Source organism: Salinimicrobium sp. TH3 (genome assembly GCF_026676115.1).
Lineage (GTDB): Bacteria > Bacteroidota > Bacteroidia > Flavobacteriales > Flavobacteriaceae > Salinimicrobium.
Genome location: NZ_JAPONB010000005.1, coordinates 67,746 through 84,115, shown reverse-complemented (window position 1 = coordinate 84,115; position 16,370 = coordinate 67,746). Strand labels below are relative to the sequence as shown.

Here is a 16,370-nt window from a genome sequence, read left to right as displayed (position 1 = left end):
TGCAAAGATACATTTTTAGATGAGAAATTTTAGCTAACGACTAAATCTATGCAGGGTAAAAGTCATTGCAGTGAGCAGGAAAAAAGCTCCTACCTGGTGAGCGACTCCAAGCCACAAAGGAACAGCATAAATGAGCGTGAGCACGCCGAGAAGGAACTGTAGAAAGACCAGTCCCACAAGCCATTGCACTCCTCTTTGCTGCGGAAGGGTGAGTTGCAAATTTCGCGATCTGTACCAGATATAAAGGATTATTGCAACCACAACATACGCCAGGTAACGGTGTACGAACTGCACGCCACTTTTTCCTTCAATAAAATTCCTCCAGAGAGGATTCTGTTCTATATAAACTGTTTCATGTACCCATTCCCCGCCGGTCATCCAGGGCCAGAAATTATGGATCCAACCGGCATCTAAACCGGCTACAAAAGCTCCCCATATTATTTGAAGTAGTAAAATGATCATTCCCACCCATACGAGGTTCCTGAAGCTCGTGTTAATTTGTTTTTTCTTTGGATAGATCAGGTCCATAGCCACCCAGAAGCAGTATGCAAAAGTGACAAAGGCAGTGGTCAAATGTGCTGCTAGTCTATAGTGACTAACAGAAGGCATATCTACCAGGCCGCTTTTTACCATATACCAACCCAGAAATCCCTGGAAACCTCCCAAAAATAATAGCACTAAAGATTTGTAGATCGTAGGCTTAGTAAGCTGTTTTGTGAAGAGAAAATAAAGAAATGGAATAATAAAAACCAGGCCAATAAGACGACCAATGAGCCTGTGTAACCATTCCCAGAAGTAAATGCCCTTAAAATCCTCAAGGGTAAAGTGGTAATGCAGTTTTTGATATTCGGGGAACTGCTTGTAAAATTCAAATTCGGCGACCCATTGCTCCTCTGTGAGGGGAGGAATAGTGCCAGTGATCAATTTATAATCCGAAATGGAAAGTCCGGAGTTGGTAAGACGTGTGATCCCTCCAACTACAACCATTACAAAAATCAAGAAACAGCCGGTAAACAGCCAGTAAACTACCTTTTTATTGTCTTTCATAGGGGTGCATGTGAAAGTATAGCATAAACTAATTGGGAGATAAACCTATTTCTTTGCCTTTTTGAAGCATATATTCTTTGGCAGCATCATATTCATTAGGGATCACCCCCTCTAAAATAGCTTCTTTGATGGCATCTTTTATTATTCCAATTTCCCGGGAAGGTTTAAGATCAAAAGTTTCCATGATCTCTTCTCCCGATACCGGGGGTTGAAAATTTCGAACGTGGTCGCGTTCCTCAACTTCTTTTATCTTTTGTCTAACGACTTTAAAGTTGTTGTGATATTTGCGGTACCTACGGGGATTCTTGGTAGTTATATCGGCTTCGCACAGTGTCATTAGATCTTCAATGTCTTCTCCTGCGTCGAATATGAGCCTGCGAACGGCCGAATCTGTCACATCCTGTGAAAGAACTATAGGCCGTGAACTCATATACACCATCTTCTGCACGAACTTCATCTTTTCATTCAATGGCATCCTTAGTCTCTTGAAAAGCCTGTAAACCATTTTAGAGCCTACAAACTCATGGCCATGGAAGGTCCATCCCAGTTTTTCGTCAAATTTCTTGGTGGGAGCTTTTCCTATATCGTGGAGTAATGCAGCCCAACGCAACCAAAGGTCGTCTGTATTTTCTGATATATTATCTACCACCTCCAGCGTGTGCCAAAAGTTATCTTTGTGCCGCTGACCTTCAATTTCATCTATGCCTTCCAACGCTGTAAGCTCTGGCAGGATCAATCTCAAAAGGCCCGTTTTATGAAGATGACTAAAACCTACCGAAGGTTTCTTCGATAATAAGATCTTGTTTATTTCCTCTACTATTCTTTCACGGGAAATGATTTTCAGTCGGCTCCTGTTGCGAATAATAGCCTGCAGGGAATCCTTCTCAATCCTGAATTGTAGTTGAGAAGCAAATCGCACAGCTCTCAGCATTCTCAAAGGATCATCAGAATAAGTAATGTCGGGATCCAGCGGAGTGCGAATAAGGCCGGCATTGAGGTCCTGCAATCCGTTGAATGGGTCAAGGAGACTTCCGTAGGTTTCCTCATTAAGGCTTAATGCAAGAGCATTTATTGTAAAATCCCTTCGGTTCTGGTCATCTTCAAGAGTACCTTGCTGCACATTTGGATTTCTACTTTCTTCACTATAACTTTCCTTACGGGCCCCAACAAATTCTATCTCCATATCATAAGCCCGAAGCATAGCCGTCCCATAGGTTTTAAAAACCTGCACCTTGGGTTTATGCGGAAGAAGTGAAGAGACTTTTTGGGCAAGTTCAATCCCACTGCCAACCGTCACAATATCTATATCCTTGTGCTCTCCCCGTTGCAGAATGTAATCTCTTACAAATCCGCCAATCACATAGCTCTCAAGCTCCAGTTCTTTTGCTGCCAGAGAAATTACTTTAAAGATGTTGTTGGTTAATGCCTGTTTATAGTTGTTCACTTCTCTTTTCTTTTTCTTTTCTTTTCTTTTTCTTTTCTTTTCTTTTCTTTTTTTGGCCACGAATTCACGAATAATTTCTATAAAATAATACGTCGATGGTCAAGCAAATCTTTATGAAAATTGGCTAAAATTGCCAATCGGCAATTCGAAACTTTCAGATAGTTAATACACTGAGCAAAAAATTTATCATGCAAAGTTTCCACCGCTTTAATCTCTAATATTATTTTTTCGTCCACCACAAAATCAGCATAGAACTTATGTGGGAGAATGATATCTTTATAAGAAACGGAAAACTCTTTTTCTCGTGTAAAATGAATTTTTCTGTTTTTGAGTTCATACTCTAAAGCATCCTTGTAAACTATTTCCGAAAAACCACTCCCAAGATTGTTGTATATTTCGAACAGCGCACCTACAACAGCATAACTCTCATCTTTATATAAAATATTGGCCATATATTTTACGATTCAGTTTTACACATCCCAGTGAGAGCTACTAATTATTCGTGTATTCGTGGCCCTTTTGACTTTTTTTACTACTTTATTTACGAATCACTTTAACTTTTCCGTCGTTGCTAAGCTTAATTATAGCCGAAGGTTTAGGGGTCTTAATAGACTGTTGCAAATTTACCACATAGTCCACACCTTTTAAAATTCCTGCATTAATCTGTCCAAACACTTCAGGGGTAGGATCACCGCTAATGTTTGCCGAAGTAGAAACCAATGGTCGTTTTAATTTTTTTATCAGTTTTTGACAAAATTCATCTTTGGTTACTCTTATCCCAAGGGTGTTATCTTTTCCAACAAGATTTTCGGCAACTCTAATGGGTTTGTCGTAGATAATCGTGGTGGGTTTAGCGGCATATTTGAGGATATCATAAGCTACCTCAGGAACTTCCTCCACGAACTGGTTGAGCATTTTAAAATCTGAAACCAGGCAAATCAACGCTTTTTCCTCGCTTCTTTTCTTAAGGGCGAAAATTTTGTCTATTGCGTCTGCGTTGGTGGCATCACAGCCTATCCCCCAAACCGTATCTGTAGGATATAAAATGATTCCACCTCTCTTAAGGACGGCTAAGGCATTGTTGAGTTCTTCAGTGTAGTCTACCATTTAAAGCATTTTTATAGGCTTCCAGAGTTTTTCCGGCCATGATGCGGCTGGTAAAGTGCTTAAACAGTTTTTCCCTGGAAATTTTTGCAAAGTTCGGGATTACCTGTGGATTTTCAAGCAAAAACAACAGGTTTTCACCTAATCCTTTATGATCGTATGGATCATTCAAAAGACCATTAATTTTATTTTCAATGACTTCTGGTATTCCTCCAACATTTGTGCTCACTACCGGCACATTGTAATAAAAAGATTCATAGATCACCTGCGGAATTCCTTCACTTTCTGAAGTGAGCAGCATCATGCCAAACTGTGGAATAAATGCTGAAGCTTCAGGAACATATCCTGTAAAAAATATATGCTCTTCCAATTCCAGATCCCGAACCAATTTTTTAAGTGCTATAGTATTATGACTGAAGTTACCCACCTGGAAAAAAAATAGATTTTTCTGCTTCTTTTGGTTAACCAGGTAGTCGGCAGTTCTTACAAGAGTTTCCAGGTTTTTGGCTTCTATATGGTTTGCGATGCTTCCAATTATAACTGCATCATGGGGAAGATTATATTTTTTCGCTATCCAAAAAGGCGGATTTTTGTCCTTGTTTTTCAATCGGGTCCCGTGATAAATTACCTCCAGGCGTTCATGGCAGTCAAGGACCTCTAAACTTATTTCCCTGGTAGCTTGAGAAACACAAAGGATCTTTTTAATTTTCGGATAATTGTATTTGTACAGGGTTTGCCGTCGGGAACGGATTGGAAAAGAGGTTTTTTTACTGAAGATAAAAGGAGGGAGATCTTTAAATTTATCTATAGCCACAGCCAATGCAAGAGCTTTGGGGTCGTGAATATGAATAAGATCAATATTCTCTTTCTTGCAGATAAAAATTATTTTTAACGCATATCTAAAATCGAAATTTGTAAAGACAGGAGAGGTATAATGCTTGAGATTTCGCTTTATAAGACTCTGCTCAAAAAGGCTTCCTTTCCTGCACAGAATAATATTGAAAACTTCGGGATGGTTTTCAGCCATCTCCAGGCAAAGGTTTTCAATATGTTTTTCACCGCCGCCCCAATTTCTTACTGCCGATAAATGAAGGATTCTCATAAAACTTTTTCTGTACTCGTCTTTTCAATGGCTATAATTGCGAAGGTAAAATAAATCTAGTCAAGTAGAGATGGATGCAAAATAGGTAGTTACGTTGCTATTTTTGGCAGGTATGAAGCTTTGATTCTCAATCTTTATTTTAGGAAGTGTATATTTTAGTTATAAAGATGTATCGAAAAATAATTACCCTCAAATTTTAAAGTGATAGAAAGAAGCCTATATTCTCTGAAGTTTAAAGTTAATGCAAACTCAAAAAGCTAACTTTGCTTAAAAGTTCGGGAAATAATATGAAAGTAATCATAGATGAAGCATATTCTTCTTATAAAGAAGAAATTTTTCAGGCTCTTGACAATTTTGACAACGAGGGACGTAAAATTGGCCCGGGCAAAAGAAATATTGTAAAGGCAATATCACTAAATGAAAAGGAGCTGAATATCAAGGCTTTCAAAGTTCCCAATGCTGTAAATAAAATAGCCTATCGTTTCTTCAGAAAATCAAAAGCAGAAAGATCTTTTATATATGCTCAGGAACTTTTAAAGAGAGGAATCAACACCCCGGCTCCCGTTGCTTATGCAGAAGAAGTGACTTCTGTGGCCTTTCTAAAAAGTTTTTATGTAAGTGAGCAACTCGATTATGATCTTACTTTCAGAGATTTAAATTTGGAAAAGAAAGGGCATGAAGAAATCCTGCGGGCTTTTACCCGTTTCACATTTGAGCTGCATGAAAAAAGAATAGAATTCTTAGATCATTCCCCCGGAAATACCTTAATCCAGATCCATGAAAATACTTTTAAATTTTACCTGGTTGATCTCAACAGGATGAATTTTAAAAGGTTAAGTTTCACTGAAAGAATGCAGAATTTTAAACGTTTAACAAGGGAAAGAGCGATTTACGAGATTATGGCAGATGAATATGCCAAACAATCAGAGCGATCTTCATCTGAAGTTTTTGATCAAATGTGGCATTTTAATCAAAGCTTTTTTACAAAACGTGATAAAAAAGAAATGATAAAGAAAAAATTTAAAAAGGAATAAAGAGCTTAAAGAATTAAATCCGGGCCTAAAAATCAAAGTCACCGTTTTACCTGAAGAATTAGAAAAAGCCTTTTTTTCAAAGTCTGTTTCAGCAACATTTAAATGCGAAACCCAATCCATAAATTCAACTAAAGATTCCGGTTTCCTAAATACCAGGGTTTCCTACCATTGAAAATCGAGAGGTAGCAAATAACATTTTAAAAGAACATCTTAGTTTTTATCTAGTCGTTCTTCTATCCAATTCAAAATATAATTCAATATTTTATCATTTGCCATATCCAAACTTTGGAATGTGATGAAGAGTTTACTCTGGTTTTTTCTATACCACTTCAATTTTAACTTGGTTAGCCATAGCTTTTTATACGATCGAAAGTATGTTAATTGTGAAAAATTCCGAAAATGATAAGTACCATTTTTGATCTCCAAATGCTCAGATAAAGAAGATAAAAGAAATTGATCTTGATTTCTAAACCTGTATTGTATATTCTTTCTAAGTAGGGTATCTTCTTTAAAGAAGTTTGTAAGTGTTGACCTTCTCACGCTAACCGGCGTGTGGAAACGTCTAACGTATTTATTCATTTGAGCCAGTTTGGCGCTGTTTTGTTGTAATGTCTTGAAACTGATCTTATCTTTTTTTTGCGGAATATTTAAAAAAGACAAAACTTCACGGTAGGATTTTCTTAATGTTTTATTTTCATTAAAATGTTGCCATTTACCTCGTATAATTGGTTCTCCATTAATGAAGAAATCACTTACCGATACTTCTTTCATTATAAAAGTATCATCATTAAAAATAATGAAATGCTCAGATAAGTTGGGTATTTTGAATAACATCGATATAATAGAGCACGAGTTGAAGGAGGGTAGATATTCCTCAAATCCGCTAAAAATAATTTTATGATCAACCAGTTCCAGGTTTATACCATTTTTTTGAGCTAATGATTTTAAGGAATCAAAAGATTCAGGCGATTGATCATCGGTTACTAAAAAAATATTTTTAATAAATGGAGCAAACTTGATTATAGATTTAATTGCAATGTCAATTTCTCCAATCGAATTGTACCGTTTCAGATGATTTTCAGAAGAGAAATTTATTTTAGATTCAGAATAAACATTTATTTTTTCCTGCCAGTTTTTATCATTTCCATCCACCCAGGTTATAACGGCATCAACCTGAATATTTTCTAGAGGTTCTGTCATGTGATATGATTTTAATCCAAGTATTCAGATTTTAATTTAGAAAGAAATCATAATTTCCTTCTAAACATCCTGTTCATTTTCCTCCTTCTAAGGAAGGGGAGACGACGTCTTTCCGGTACACCATGTTCGGCAATATACTGTTCCACGGCATCAACCATTCTTTCGGCAGATTTGCCATCACTGTAAGGATGATAGCTTGAAATGATCTCTTTTCGCTCTTCCCGATAAGGATCTTGTTGCAGATTTTTTTCTACTGCCTGCTGCAGTTGGGAAGCATCTTTAATGTCGCTCCACAAAATGTTTTCAGAGTTATTCTTAAAGGTGACTACTGGCTTGTCGAGTAACAGAAATTCGTAAACTACAGACGAAGTATCGCTTATAAGCAAATCTGCCATCAGCAGGAATTTCACAATATTTGGTTCCTCTTCAAAAATGATATTCTTATTGTCGGCTGCCAGCTTCCGGAATTGCTGTATCAATTCGGCGGCCATCTTATCGTGGAACTTTATCAGGATGAGGTAGTCTTTTTCTTGAGCCAGTTTTTCAAGCTCCTTCAATAAAAACGAAGCTGAGGTGAGCGATGGGGAAAAGGTTGGAGCATAAAGTATCATTTTTGACGCTTTATGTTTTTCAAGTAGAGTGGCCTTATCAGAGTTGTACTTATCATGTTTCTTTCCGTAAATATCAAGTTTTGGCCAACCTGTTTCAACTACTTCAAAGTTGCGGTGCCTTCTCTTCATTCTATTAAAACGGCGCGTGAAGAATGGCCCTTGGGTAAGGTAAAGATCGAAATAATGGCGAATTTTAAAATGACCTTTTTTTTCTCCTGCCAGCCCATGGAAGATTTGCGTTTTTACACCCCGCACGTAATGTGGCACTTCATTTCCAGGACAGAAGATGGCGTCACTTTCATAGGATACCAACTTTTCAAGATCAAAGGTGTGCGGTTCATCTTTAAAGGGAAAGCTTTCTTTAAGATTTTCTGTTAGAAACCAGAGGTAATCGCAATTCCTCTGTTTAAGCACCTTCATTATTGGTTCAAGGATTCCAAAGGCGTAAGGATATTGACAAAAGAGGACAACTTTCATTTTTAAAAGAGGTTATTTGCAGCTTCAAGATCTTCTTTAAAATCTACTTCCATGCACCGGAAATCTGAAATATCAACGGCGTTCACCTGCATGTTATTTTCTGCAATAGCCTTTTCAATTCCGCGCTCAAAATAGTCGTTGTCATCGCAGTTCTCAAGTTGCTCCAGCAGTACCGGCATATCTTGTTTTGTTACAAAATTAATACCCACAGCTTCCCCAAGACCATTTTTTACTTGCTTGGAAAGTTCATCAATTTTGCCATTTTTCAGGGTGTATTTGACTTCTTCCTCGGCAACACGAGAAGTGTTGACAGCAACAAAAGAATGGCTGGCTTCTATTTCCCTGTTCAATACAGAAAAGAGTTCGGAATCAAAGATAACATCTCCATTGATCCAAAGAACATCTTCATTTCTATACTTTTTAAGTGCCTTTAAAAGGCTCTTTGAGGTGTTGGTGGCATCGAAGAACTGGTTGTAGATATAAGTGAGGTCGGGAAAACGTTCCATGATGAGGTCTTTTTTAAAGCCTACAACAACAGAAATATCATGTTCATTGAAATATTCAGAAAAGTTCTCAACCTGTTTTTCCATGATGCTTTTTCCTCCTTTTAAAGGTGTGAGGGGCTTCGGGAAAGGATTTCCTAATCTTGAACCTATACCTGCGGCTAAAATGACAATTTTCATAAGTACTTTTCTTCAGATTTTTTCAAAATCACCTTCTGTAAAAAAGGATTCAGTTTGGCGAAGATAAGGTTTGGCTCCAGCAGTTCATAAAAACCTGCAGCATTTTTTGTGATCTCCTTGGTTGACAAGCCTTTAAATGCTTCTTTTCGAAAGTCTTTCAAATGTACCGAAACATTCCTGTCTCCATCTTCGTAAATTCCCCAGTAATTTTTTTTTACAGAAGGAGAATGTATGGAAAACGAGGGAATCTTTAAGGCTTTGGCAATGTTGGCTGCACCGCCTTCGTTCCCCATAAAAAGATCACAGGTGGCACAATTGGCAATGAAATCCTGCAGTTCCAGGGCATAAAGCTTTAAAAATATTCTGGATCTGGTGACAGGATTACAAAGATTGTAAATTTCAAGAGCATCTTTTTCCTGGCAGGGGGAGTAATTGAATAAAATTTGACAATTTTCTACCTGCGCCACCACCTTATCTAATAAAGCGGCCATATAAGAAGACGGGTAACTTTTATTTTTTGAGCTTCCAAGCACGCCGCACATGATCAAAGGTTTTTCAAAAGAAATTCCTCCTGCTTTTAATTTTACTGCGGCTTTTTGCTTCTGCAGGTTGTCCAGGTATATCTTTGGTCGCGAATGTTTCGGAAAATCTTTTTGAAGTCCCTGTAGAAACTGCATCCGGTCTTCTATAGCCAATCCTGCAGATGTAGCCGGCTCGTTAACAGGTGTAAAGGTTTTAGTGTAGAAATAACTTGTGTATTTCTTATGATAACCCAGCCTACAGCTGGCTCCTGTAAACAGCGATATGATTCCCGTGCTTATTTTGGAGTAGATATCGATCACATGAGTGTAGCCTTCTTTCCTGATCTGCTTTCCAAAAAACAGAAACTTGACCGGATTTTTATTAAGAGCTGGATCATAAATAACCAGTTTATTGATATAAGGATTATTTTGAACGACCGGCCGGGTGTGAGGCTGAATAAGATAATGCAGTTCTGCTTCAGGATATTTCTTCCGAAGGGCTTCAAACAGGATAGAGGACGTAAGTACATCCCCTATCATTTTCTGCTGAATCACAAGTATCTTCATAGCTCCTGTTGGAGGTTGTTTGAGCATCTAAATAATCGTAATTCTGAATTTATTTCAGAATCTTATTACCTAAGCCGGTTAGAGCCTGAAAAATTTCAGGTTGAGATTAAACCGCACTTTCAAACAGTCTTTCTATTGTATTATAAGGTATCAACAATCTAAACTGCTACATTGTGTTCTCTCAAAGCATCATTTAGAGAAGTTTTCTTATTGGTGCTCTCCTTTCGCTTTCCAATGATCAAAGCGCATGGCACCTGGTATTCTCCCGCCGGAAATTTCTTGGTGTAGCTTCCGGGTATCACTACAGAACGCGCAGGCACAATTCCTTTCATCTCAACCGGCTCATCTCCAGTAACGTCTATAATCTTGGTGGATGCAGTTAGAACTACATTAGCTCCAAGAACTGCTTCTTTTTCCACTTTTACACCTTCAACAACGATACTTCTGGATCCTAAAAAGGCATTATCTTCAATAATTACCGGCGCCGCCTGTAAGGGTTCCAATACGCCGCCAATACCAACGCCGCCGCTCAAATGCACATTTTTGCCAATTTGGGCGCAGCTTCCAACAGTTGCCCAGGTGTCTACCATCGTACCTTCATCAACATAAGCTCCAATGTTCACGTAACTTGGCATCATAATGACTCCGCTGGAAATATAAGCCCCATGTCTTGCTACTGCATTGGGAACTACTCTTATTCCTTTTTCTTTATAACCTCTTTTTAGTGGAATTTTATCATGATACTCAAAAATTCCTGCTTCCAGGGTTTCCATTTTCTGAATAGGGAAATATAGTACTACAGCCTTTTTCACCCATTCATTCACCTGCCAGCCATCGGTTACAGGTTCGGCAACCCGTAGTTTTCCTTCGTCGAGCAAATCAATTACTTCCCTAATGGCATTTGTAGTTTCAGTTTTATTGAGAAGATCCCTGTCGTCCCACGCTTTTTCTATGATCCCTTTAAGATGTTCCATTTTGAAAATTTTATTTCTTTTAATTAAATATCCTTCCACTTAAGAAGTGAAATTTAAGCAGAAAAACCTGCTGAAAATGACCTTTTACAGAGGTTTTTTATGCAGGCTGCCTGTTGTGCGAAGGTAATACATTTAACTCAGATTAGCTGAAGGCTTGAGTATCGCGGCGGATGTAACCCATTTTTAGGTTCACGAATTAACCCGTATCTTTGCCGCCGAATTATGGGCAGAATACTGGCAATAGATTACGGCACAAAACGCACCGGAATTGCAGTTACCGATGAGCTACAGATCATAGCTTCGGGATTAACTACAGTTCCTACGGCCGAACTGCTGCCTTTTTTAAAAAAATATTTTTCTGATGAAAATGTTGAACTTGTCCTCTTGGGAGAGCCTAAACAAATGGACAATACTGCGTCTCACAGTGAAGTGAGCATTCAGGAATTCCTGAAGAAGTTCATAGAAAATTTTCCCGAAATGAAACTCGAAAGAGTAGATGAACGTTTCACCTCTAAAATGGCATTCCAGTCCATGATCGACAGCGGACTCAAAAAAAAGCAGCGACAAAATAAAGCCCTTGTAGATGAGATAAGCGCAACTATTATACTGCAGTCATACCTTTATAAGTGATTTTATATTGAATATGGTATATTGAATTCAATATAAAAAGATGATGAAGGAAGAAATCAAGAAAAGATCAAATCTTTTTGCTCACAAATGTGTTAAACTGGCAGTTGAGTTGCCAAAGAATAAGCTGGGAATTCATATTGAAGGACAATTAATTAGGAGGTTCTACCTCTGTTGCGGCCAATTACAGGGCAGCATGTCTTGGTCAGTCAAAAAGAGCATTTATTTCCAAGTTAGGAATAGTAATTGAGGAAGCAGATGAGTGTATTTTCTGGCTTGAATTTTTGAGAGATGAGGGTATGGCAAAACATGTTGATTTTAATGAGGCGCTAAAGGAAGCTAAAGAATTGACTTCAATTTTTATTGCTTCCCGAATTACGGCTCTGAAGAACCTGAAGTAGTTTTTAAAAAAATATAGATTATAAATTATTCAATATAAAATATACAATATTTATTAAAGAATGGTATTACCAATTACAGCATACGGAGATCCGGTATTAAGAAAGAAAGCCAAAGATATTCCGGAGGATTACCCCAAGTTGAAAGAGCTTTTGGATAATATGTGGGAGACCATGTATGGCGCATATGGAGTTGGGCTCGCAGCTCCACAGGTAGGGCTGCCAATTAGAATATTTCTTGTAGACACCTCTCCTTTTGCTGAAGACGTAGAGCTTTCTGAAGAAGAACAAAAGGAATTGGCGTCTTTAAAAAAGGTGTTTATCAATGCAAAAATTGTGGAGGAGACTGGGGACGAATGGGCTTTTAATGAAGGCTGTTTAAGCATTCCTGAAGTGAGAGAAGACGTTTTTAGGAAACCCGAGATCAAAATTGAATATTTTGACGAAGATTTTAATAAACACGTGGAGGAGTATAAAGGCATCGCGGCGCGTGTGATCCAGCATGAATACGACCATATAGAAGGTATTTTATTTACAGATAAGCTAAGTAGTCTTAAAAAGAGACTTATTAAAGGCAAACTTTCCAACATTTCTAAGGGAAAGATTCAGGTTGATTACCGCATGAAATTCCCCGAACTTAAAAAAGGCCGTTAATTAGTTTTGTTTTCTAGGCAGGAGGTAAGATATTTGCCTTCCAAAAAATAAAAAATATGAAGTTAGATAAAGTGTTGTCAATTTCCGGCAAACCGGGATTGTATGAACTTAAAGCACAAACCCGCGGAGGTTTTGTAGCTGAATCTATGTTAGACGGAAAAAAGATCTCTGTAAACATGCGTCACAATGTAAGCTTGTTGAGTGAGATCGCCATATATACCTATACTGAAGAAATCCCGTTGCGTGAGGTTTTCCAGAAGATCTATGATAAGGAGAACGGGGGAGAGGCAATAAGCCACAAGGAATCCAAGGCAAAACTGGAGGAGTACTTTAGTGAAGTACTGCCCGATTATGATGAGGATCGTGTATATGTAAGCGACATCAAAAAGATCATCCAGTGGTACAATCTTTTGGTGAGTAAAGGTTATACCGACTTTAGTAAGCCAGATGAAAAAGCTTCGGAAGAAACAGCCGAAACCGAAAAAGCTACAAAAGACTCCGGTGGCGAAGAATAATAGCCTTGCAGGAATTATAAATAAAAAACCAACTGTTCTCAGTTGGTTTTTTATTTGAGTAAAACTTACCTTTCCTTTCTTAAAGATCATGAAAATGAATTCACGACAAGAACAGCTCAAAGCATTTGACAGGCTACTCACAATAATGGATGAATTGCGGGAGCAATGTCCCTGGGATCGCAAGCAAACTCTGGAAAGTCTGCGGCACCTTACCATCGAAGAAACTTATGAATTGGGAGATGCCATTCTCGACAATGACTTGCAGGAGGTGAAAAAGGAGCTGGGAGATCTTTTACTGCACATCGTCTTCTATTCAAAAATTGGGAGCGAGACTAAGGATTTTGATATCGCAGACGTTGCAAATAGTATCTCTGAAAAATTAATTAGCCGCCATCCCCACATCTACAGCGACACAAAAGTGAACGATGAGGAAGATGTGAAGAGAAACTGGGAACAGCTAAAACTAAAAGAAGGCAAAAAGAGTGTCCTGGAAGGCGTACCTGCATCTTTGCCGGCCCTAGTGAAAGCCAGCAGGATCCAGGATAAAGTTGCAGGGGTTGGATTTGACTGGGAGGAGCCACAACAGGTATTCGAAAAGCTACAGGAGGAGCTGGAAGAACTCCAACATGAGATCAACTCAGAAAATCAACAAAAGATAGAGGAGGAGTTTGGGGATGTGATGTTCAGTATGATCAATTACGCCCGATTCCTAAAAGTAAATCCCGAAGATGCCCTGGAGCGTACGAACAAGAAATTTATTAAACGGTTCCAGTACCTGGAAAGTAAAGCTAAGGAGCAAAATAAGAGCCTTAAAGATATGACCCTGGCCGAAATGGATGTCTACTGGGAAGAAGCCAAGCAGAGATAAGCAGGTTTAAGTAACGAACATAAAAAAACACCTCTCAAAAATGTCATTTTTCAAGAGGTGTTTTTCTTTTACTAATGTCCGTTTAGATCTTATTGATCGTAAAGGGATTTTACTTTTTCCAGCTTCTCTTTCCAGATCTTTAATTGATCCTTCTGGTTTTGAATGTTCTTGTGAACATCCTGTACCAGTGGATTCTTGTCATCTACATTTGAGAAGAACTGCAGGTTGTTCTCCAGCTGCCTTATTTCTGCCTTTGTTTCCTCAATTTTTTTGGTAAGGAAATAATGCTCATTATTCAGTTTTCTGGAATCATCAGAATTTTCAAGAGCCTGTACTTTATTCTCGTACTTAAGCATCTCACTTTGTTTCTTATCCAGGTCGAGCTTATCAAAAGCCTGATCAAGGGCTTTGTTGAACTTTCCTTCTATATAACGCTTGGTGTGCGGGACACGTCCAAGTTTTTTCCACTCTTCAATAAAGTTCTTAATGGTAGGAAGATCTTGTTTACGATCGCCGGATAGTTCTACATTTTTCAGTTTTTCCAGGAGCTCCTTCTTTTGATCAAAGGCTTCATTTTCTTCCTGGTTCTCTTCGTTTCTCGAAGCATGAAGCCTGTCGAAATAATGATTACAGGCGGCCTTGAATTTTTTCCAGATCTTGTCGCTGTCCTTCCGGGGAACATGTCCAATGTTTTTCCAGTCGTTCTGGATCTTTTTCATAAGCGGCGTAGTGGCCTTAAAATCGTCGCTATCCTTATGCTCTTCGGCTAACTTAACGAGTTCCTGTTTTTTCTCCAGGTTCTCGTATTGCTCTTTTTTCTGGTTCTTATAAAAAGCATTTTTATTGCGATTAAAGCTACGTACGGTCTCCTTGAATTTCTTCCAGGTCTCGTCATTCACATGACGTGGCACTTTTCCCGCATTGAAAAAGGCTTCCCGTAAGGCTTCAACTTCGGTGATCTTTTGTTGCCACTGCCTGTGAGACTTATAACTTTCTGAAGCTATTTCTTTTATTTGCTCAATGATCTGCTGCTTTTTTTCAAGATTTTTCTCAAAATCCTTTTCCATCTGCGCAAAAAATTCCTGCCTTTTGTCATGGATCTGTTTAGTGGCATCACTAAACTTTTGCCAAATGTCATCCCGGTATTCTTTCTCTACCGGTCCCAGATCTTCCTTCCACATCTTGTGGAGCATTTGTAACTCCCGGAAAGCACGGTTAGTATCGGCTTCCTGTGTAAGTTCCTCTGCGCGGGTAATGATCTTTAATTTCTGCTCCAGGTTGTGCTTGAAATCCAAATCCCGAAACTCCCTGTTGAGGTGCAGAAAATCATAAAAATTCTCTACGTGATGGTGATAAGTATTCCAAACAGTGTTGTACTTGTCTCTTGGGATGGGACCTGCCGTTTTCCAGCGATCCTGCAAATCCTTGAAGTGCTTGTAGGTAGTATTGATGTTCTCTTCCACATCGATCAAGCCTTTTAACTCCTCAATTATTTCCAGTCTTCTCTCGAGGTTCTTGTTGAGGTCCTGCTTGAGTTGCTGGTAATATTTATTTCGTTTTTCCTTGTAATCAAAATACAGGGAATTAAATCTCTTTTTTAGAGGGGTGGAGTAGTGGAAGTCAATGATATTTCCGCCATCAGCAAGAAATTCTTCCTTTTTTTCTTCTATCTCCTCATCTAGCTTAGCATTGAACTCGGCACGTATCTCTTCCACGTGCTCTTTGATAGCCTGTACCTTTTCATTCTTAAGAAGTTTTTCCAGCTCATCGGCCAGGGCTTCCTTGCTCATCGCATGGTAATCCTTCTTCTCGATCCCGTGGCGTTCTCCTGCAGTCTCGTCTTCCCTTTCTTCGGCTACAGATTCTTCCATTTCGCTTTGTGCATCGCGGGCTTTCTTTGGCGCAGGACTTTCTTCCTCTTCACTTTCTTCGGAAGATTCCTTCTCTACCTTTTCGTCTGAAGTACCCGGACTGGAGGAGTCAAAAAATGGATTTTTGGCCTCAGATTTTTCACCCGATGTCTTCTCCTCATTTTCTTTCTCCTTAGAAGCTGAAGCTGCTTTCTCTGCGTCCTCATCATCTGTCTCCAAAGCTGCTTCGGGAGAAGTGGCAGGTTCGGCCGATTTCTTATCTTCGGTCGACTGTGCTTCATCTACCATAGCTTCTTCAATAGAATCTTTATCTTTTGTTTTGTCTGAAGTTTTCACTTCCGAAACAGGTTTTTTTGAAGGAGATGCTGTAGTTTCTTTTTTCTGAGAAGCCGTTTGTCCTTCCTCCTCCTCATCATCACTATCCATAGCCGCTTCTGCAGAGGTGCCGGGTTCGGCATTTCTCTTTTCTTCGGCAGATTTTCCTTCATCTACCATAGCATCGGCAATGTGGTCTTTATCTTCCTTTTCTTCGGAAGGTTTTTCAGCTGTTTCTTCTGTCTTTTTCACAGGATTTTCGGCTTGCGAATTCAAGTCATTATTCTCTTTCTCCGGCTGCTCCTGTTTAAACAGTTTATCTTTCTCAGACATATCTTTCAATGTTAGGGTTCACTAT

Annotated in this window: 16 protein-coding genes and 1 pseudogene; 6 read left to right on the top strand and 11 right to left on the bottom strand. The window is 38.8% G+C overall.

The annotated features are described in order from the left end of the window. Positions 1 to 33: 33 nt before the first annotated feature. The 5 genes from OU683_RS09405 to OU683_RS09385 form a co-directional block, all read right to left on the bottom strand. Positions 34 to 1,047 carry a COX15/CtaA family protein gene (locus OU683_RS09405; protein WP_268137548.1) on the bottom strand — a complete coding sequence of 338 codons (1,014 nt, stop codon included), beginning with the start codon at positions 1,045 to 1,047 and terminating at the stop codon, positions 34 to 36. Between the two features lie 28 nt (positions 1,048 to 1,075). Then, complete coding sequence (locus OU683_RS09400; protein ID WP_268137546.1) at positions 1,076 to 2,491, bottom strand: CCA tRNA nucleotidyltransferase; 1,416 nt, start codon at positions 2,489 to 2,491, stop codon at positions 1,076 to 1,078. A 77-nt stretch (positions 2,492 to 2,568) separates the two neighbouring features. Next, the gene (locus tag OU683_RS09395) at positions 2,569 to 2,943 is read right to left on the bottom strand and encodes a GxxExxY protein (protein WP_268137544.1); all 375 of its coding nucleotides are present in this window, start codon (positions 2,941 to 2,943) and stop codon (positions 2,569 to 2,571) included. Between the two features lie 85 nt (positions 2,944 to 3,028). Beyond that, entirely contained in the window at positions 3,029 to 3,598 is a 570-nt protein-coding gene (locus OU683_RS09390; RefSeq protein ID WP_268137542.1) for an L-threonylcarbamoyladenylate synthase, read from the bottom strand. Beyond that, positions 3,582 to 4,697: a glycosyltransferase family 4 protein gene (locus OU683_RS09385; RefSeq protein WP_268137540.1), complete on the bottom strand. Its 1,116-nt coding sequence runs from the start codon at positions 4,695 to 4,697 to the stop codon at positions 3,582 to 3,584. The genes OU683_RS09390 and OU683_RS09385 overlap by 17 nt, the downstream gene beginning before the upstream one ends. Positions 4,698 to 4,984: 287 nt before the next feature. Between OU683_RS09385 and OU683_RS09380 the strand changes: the two genes are divergently transcribed. After that, positions 4,985 to 5,731: a lipopolysaccharide kinase InaA family protein gene (locus OU683_RS09380; protein ID WP_268137538.1), complete on the top strand. Its 747-nt coding sequence runs from the start codon at positions 4,985 to 4,987 to the stop codon at positions 5,729 to 5,731. Positions 5,732 to 5,941: 210 nt separating this feature from the next. Here the strand turns inward: OU683_RS09380 and OU683_RS09375 are convergent, their stop codons facing one another. The 5 genes from OU683_RS09375 to OU683_RS09355 all read right to left on the bottom strand — a co-directional run bounded on the left by OU683_RS09375 (position 5,942) and on the right by OU683_RS09355 (position 10,764). Further along, positions 5,942 to 6,931, bottom strand: a complete 990-nt coding sequence (locus OU683_RS09375) for a Stealth CR1 domain-containing protein (protein WP_268137536.1) — start codon at positions 6,929 to 6,931, stop codon at positions 5,942 to 5,944. Positions 6,932 to 6,978: 47 nt separating this feature from the next. Continuing rightward, positions 6,979 to 8,019, bottom strand: coding sequence for a CDP-glycerol glycerophosphotransferase family protein (locus tag OU683_RS09370; protein WP_268137534.1), 1,041 nt, complete (start codon positions 8,017 to 8,019; stop codon positions 6,979 to 6,981). 2 nt (positions 8,020 to 8,021) lie between these two features. After that, positions 8,022 to 8,702 (bottom strand): phosphocholine cytidylyltransferase family protein, encoded by a 681-nt coding sequence (locus tag OU683_RS09365; protein ID WP_268137532.1) that lies wholly within the window; start codon positions 8,700 to 8,702, stop codon positions 8,022 to 8,024. Next, a complete protein-coding gene (locus OU683_RS09360) occupies positions 8,699 to 9,790 on the bottom strand; it encodes a glycosyltransferase family 9 protein (protein WP_268137530.1) in 1,092 nt (363 codons plus the stop codon). Before OU683_RS09360 ends, OU683_RS09365 begins: the two co-directional genes overlap by 4 nt. A 158-nt stretch (positions 9,791 to 9,948) precedes the next feature. Beyond that, a complete protein-coding gene (locus OU683_RS09355; protein WP_268137528.1) occupies positions 9,949 to 10,764 on the bottom strand; it encodes a 2,3,4,5-tetrahydropyridine-2,6-dicarboxylate N-succinyltransferase in 816 nt (271 codons plus the stop codon). A gap of 222 nt (positions 10,765 to 10,986) precedes the next feature. Here OU683_RS09355 and ruvX point away from each other — a divergent pair, with 222 nt between their 5' ends. The 5 genes and pseudogenes from ruvX to mazG all read left to right on the top strand — a co-directional run bounded on the left by ruvX (position 10,987) and on the right by mazG (position 13,826). Next, positions 10,987 to 11,394 (top strand): Holliday junction resolvase RuvX, encoded by a 408-nt coding sequence (ruvX, locus tag OU683_RS09350; RefSeq protein ID WP_268137526.1) that lies wholly within the window; start codon positions 10,987 to 10,989, stop codon positions 11,392 to 11,394. A 173-nt stretch (positions 11,395 to 11,567) separates the two neighbouring features. After that, positions 11,568 to 11,792: pseudogene (locus tag OU683_RS09345) on the top strand (four helix bundle protein); the annotation flags it as partial. Between the two features lie 60 nt (positions 11,793 to 11,852). After that, the gene (gene def / locus OU683_RS09340) at positions 11,853 to 12,443 is read left to right on the top strand and encodes a peptide deformylase (protein ID WP_268137524.1); all 591 of its coding nucleotides are present in this window, start codon (positions 11,853 to 11,855) and stop codon (positions 12,441 to 12,443) included. 56 nt (positions 12,444 to 12,499) lie between these two features. After that, positions 12,500 to 12,958, top strand: a complete 459-nt coding sequence (locus OU683_RS09335; RefSeq protein WP_268137522.1) for a DUF5606 family protein — start codon at positions 12,500 to 12,502, stop codon at positions 12,956 to 12,958. 94 nt (positions 12,959 to 13,052) lie between these two features. Beyond that, complete coding sequence (mazG, locus tag OU683_RS09330; protein ID WP_268137520.1) at positions 13,053 to 13,826, top strand: nucleoside triphosphate pyrophosphohydrolase; 774 nt, start codon at positions 13,053 to 13,055, stop codon at positions 13,824 to 13,826. 89 nt (positions 13,827 to 13,915) lie between these two features. Here the strand turns inward: mazG and OU683_RS09325 are convergent, their stop codons facing one another. After that, a complete protein-coding gene (locus OU683_RS09325) occupies positions 13,916 to 16,345 on the bottom strand; it encodes a DUF349 domain-containing protein (protein ID WP_268137518.1) in 2,430 nt (809 codons plus the stop codon). Positions 16,346 to 16,370: the final 25 nt, after the last annotated feature.

Bases quoted from the DNA above. Each gene is read 5' to 3' on its own strand.
- OU683_RS09355 (WP_268137528.1), bottom strand. From the start codon at position 10,764: ATGGAACATCTTAAAGGGATCATAGAAAAAGCGTGGGACGACAGGGAT.
- OU683_RS09390 (WP_268137542.1), bottom strand. From the start codon at position 3,598: ATGGTAGACTACACTGAAGAACTCAACAATGCCTTAGCCGTCCTTAAG.
- mazG (WP_268137520.1), top strand. From the start codon at position 13,053: ATGAATTCACGACAAGAACAGCTCAAAGCATTTGACAGGCTACTCACA.
- OU683_RS09335 (WP_268137522.1), top strand. From the start codon at position 12,500: ATGAAGTTAGATAAAGTGTTGTCAATTTCCGGCAAACCGGGATTGTAT.
- OU683_RS09370 (WP_268137534.1), bottom strand. From the start codon at position 8,019: ATGAAAGTTGTCCTCTTTTGTCAATATCCTTACGCCTTTGGAATCCTT.
- OU683_RS09405 (WP_268137548.1), bottom strand. From the start codon at position 1,047: ATGAAAGACAATAAAAAGGTAGTTTACTGGCTGTTTACCGGCTGTTTC.
- def (WP_268137524.1), top strand. From the start codon at position 11,853: ATGGTATTACCAATTACAGCATACGGAGATCCGGTATTAAGAAAGAAA.
- ruvX (WP_268137526.1), top strand. From the start codon at position 10,987: ATGGGCAGAATACTGGCAATAGATTACGGCACAAAACGCACCGGAATT.
- OU683_RS09325 (WP_268137518.1), bottom strand. From the start codon at position 16,345: ATGTCTGAGAAAGATAAACTGTTTAAACAGGAGCAGCCGGAGAAAGAG.
- OU683_RS09380 (WP_268137538.1), top strand. From the start codon at position 4,985: ATGAAAGTAATCATAGATGAAGCATATTCTTCTTATAAAGAAGAAATT.
- OU683_RS09395 (WP_268137544.1), bottom strand. From the start codon at position 2,943: ATGGCCAATATTTTATATAAAGATGAGAGTTATGCTGTTGTAGGTGCG.
- OU683_RS09385 (WP_268137540.1), bottom strand. From the start codon at position 4,697: ATGAGAATCCTTCATTTATCGGCAGTAAGAAATTGGGGCGGCGGTGAA.
- OU683_RS09360 (WP_268137530.1), bottom strand. From the start codon at position 9,790: ATGAAGATACTTGTGATTCAGCAGAAAATGATAGGGGATGTACTTACG.
- OU683_RS09375 (WP_268137536.1), bottom strand. From the start codon at position 6,931: ATGACAGAACCTCTAGAAAATATTCAGGTTGATGCCGTTATAACCTGG.
- OU683_RS09365 (WP_268137532.1), bottom strand. From the start codon at position 8,702: ATGAAAATTGTCATTTTAGCCGCAGGTATAGGTTCAAGATTAGGAAAT.